The organism is Terriglobales bacterium (assembly GCA_035937135.1).
In the GTDB taxonomy this organism is placed as follows: Bacteria; Acidobacteriota; Terriglobia; order Terriglobales; family Acidobacteriaceae; genus DASYVL01.
Map to the genome: position 1 here is coordinate 1 of DASYVL010000085.1, position 2,099 is coordinate 2,099.

Annotated in this window: 2 protein-coding genes; both read right to left on the bottom strand. The window is 64.2% G+C overall.

Translation table 11 applies throughout. From position 1 onward, the window contains the following. Window positions 1-57: 57 nt before the first annotated feature. Window positions 58-1,404 (bottom strand): MFS transporter, encoded by a 1,347-nt coding sequence (locus VGQ94_05365; protein HEV2021937.1) that lies wholly within the window; start codon window positions 1,402-1,404, stop codon window positions 58-60. 43 nt (window positions 1,405-1,447) lie between these two features. Beyond that, window positions 1,448-1,843, bottom strand: coding sequence for a preQ(1) synthase (gene queF / locus VGQ94_05370; protein ID HEV2021938.1), 396 nt, complete (start codon window positions 1,841-1,843; stop codon window positions 1,448-1,450). Window positions 1,844-2,099: the final 256 nt, after the last annotated feature.

Below are 2,099 nucleotides of genomic sequence, written 5' to 3' on the forward strand. Positions count from 1 at the left end.
GCCGCCAGCACCGCGCCCAGGATACCGTAGAACCAGTGCATCAGGCGGACGCTCCCATCAGAAGGCCGCCTCCAGCCGGGCCTGGCGCGCCTTGGTCTCGTTGACCAGCGCCAGCAGCGCCAGTCCTACAACAAAAAATACCACCAGCGAGAGAATGGCCAGGCGCGAGGAGCCGGCCATCTGCTTGATGACCGCGAAAACCAGCGGGCCGAAGACGGAAGAAAACTTGGTGAACACGGTGTAGAAGCCGAAGAACTCGGCGCTGGCCGCCTCCGGCACCATGGAGCCGTAAAACGACCGGCTGAGCGATTGCGAGCCGCCCAGCACCACTCCCACGATCATCCCCAGGATGAAGAACTCGGTGGCGCTGTGAATGAAGTAGGCGTAGGCAACCACGCCCGACCACAGTACCAGCGTGGTCATGATGGCGGGCTTGGTCCCGATGCGCTCCGCCAGGCGGCTGAAAACAAGCGCGCCGAAGGTGGCCACCACCTGGATGACCAGCAGCGTACCCATCAGCACCCACACCGGCAGCTGCAGTTCTACCGTCCCATAGGTGGTGGCCAGGTTGATTACCGTCTGGATGCCGTCGTTATACAGCATGAAGGCGAGGAGAAAGAGGGCGAGGTGGCGGAAGCGGCGCACGCGCCGGGTGGTGCGCAGAGTGCGCAAGAGTCCGACGGCGGCAAAGGCCAGGGGGCGGGGCCAGCCACGGTATCGCTCCGGCAACTTCTCGAGCGGGGGTCCTTCCCGCAGATGCCGGGCGGTGTACAGAGTGAAGCCGCCCCACCACAGGCCTGCGCTAGCGATGCCGATGCGCGCCGCGAGTTCCTGGGAGATTCCCAGCCTCTGGTGTCCCACCACCAGCAGCAGGGCGAGGGCGAACTGCAATCCGCCGCCCACGTAGCCGTAAGAGAATCCCTTGCCGGAGACCCAGTCCATCTTCTCTGGCGATGCGATCTGGGGCAGGAAGGCGTCATACACCACGTTGGCGTTGGTGTATGAGATCTGGGCGACGAGGAAGAGGATCATGGTGCGGTACACGTCGCCGGTGTGGGAAAGGTAGAGTAGGGTCGCGGCCAGCGAGCCTACGTAGGTGAAAAAGAGCAGGAAGCGCTTCTTGGCGGCGGAGAAATCGGCGATGGCGCCCAGCACCGGCGCGCAAACGAAGGCGATGAGGTCCGCCGTTCCCACCAGCAGGGCCCACAGCGTATCCGCCTCATAGCGCGTGCCGCGAAAAAAGAGGCCGCCCGGGCCGATGATGGCGGTGGCGAAGTACACCGGCAGCAGGCCGACGGCGATGGTGATGTAGGCGGAGTTCGCAAAATCGTACATGCACCAGCCGAAGATGATCTTGGGATCGTCTTTGGCCGGCAGGCGCGGCGGGGAGGACTGGGGCTCCATTGGGTGGGCGGAATCTTACACGCTGCGCCGGCGAAGCCGCGGCCTACTTGCGGGGCCGGGGCCAGCGCGCTTTGATCACCGTGCCGATGCCGCCGCGGGGGCGGAAGCCGCCCTTCACCACCGCCCACTTGGGCCGCGCAGCGCGCACCACGTCCTCCAGCACCCGGTTGACGATGTTCTCCTGGAAGATGCCGAGGTTGCGATAAGTCAGCAGGTATTCCTTGAGGGACTTCAACTCTAGGCAGCGCCGCGCCGGCATGTAGCGGATGGAGAGCACGCCAAAATCCGGCAAGCCGGTCTTGGGGCAGACGGAGGTGAACTCCGGGATGTCGATGACGATCTCGTAGGCCGGGAACTGGTTGGGCCAGGTCTCGATCGCCGGGAAGCGGGCGCTGAGCCCGGAGCGGGCGTGCTGGGGCGTGTATCGGGGCTTGGCCATCGCTCCATTGTACCTAGAGCGGGAGCCGCCACCTCTCCGCTGGGGTCAGGCGACCTTCCACTAACCTCCTGCATCTAAAACCCCAAGACCCCAACGCGCCGGCGCTCAGGCCGGTGCATCCCGAGGTACGCGCCCCTGAGGTTGAATGTCTGGAAGGTGCGGACTTCGTTATACTTAAGACTTAACTTGGAGTGAGATTGGTGTCGTTTTTCGCAGGCAAGAACCGTCTTCTGGGAATCGTTTTGGCGGCCGGACT

Bases quoted from the DNA above. Each gene is read 5' to 3' on its own strand.
- VGQ94_05365 (HEV2021937.1), bottom strand. From the start codon at position 1,404: ATGGAGCCCCAGTCCTCCCCGCCGCGCCTGCCGGCCAAAGACGATCCC.
- queF (HEV2021938.1), bottom strand. From the start codon at position 1,843: ATGGCCAAGCCCCGATACACGCCCCAGCACGCCCGCTCCGGGCTCAGC.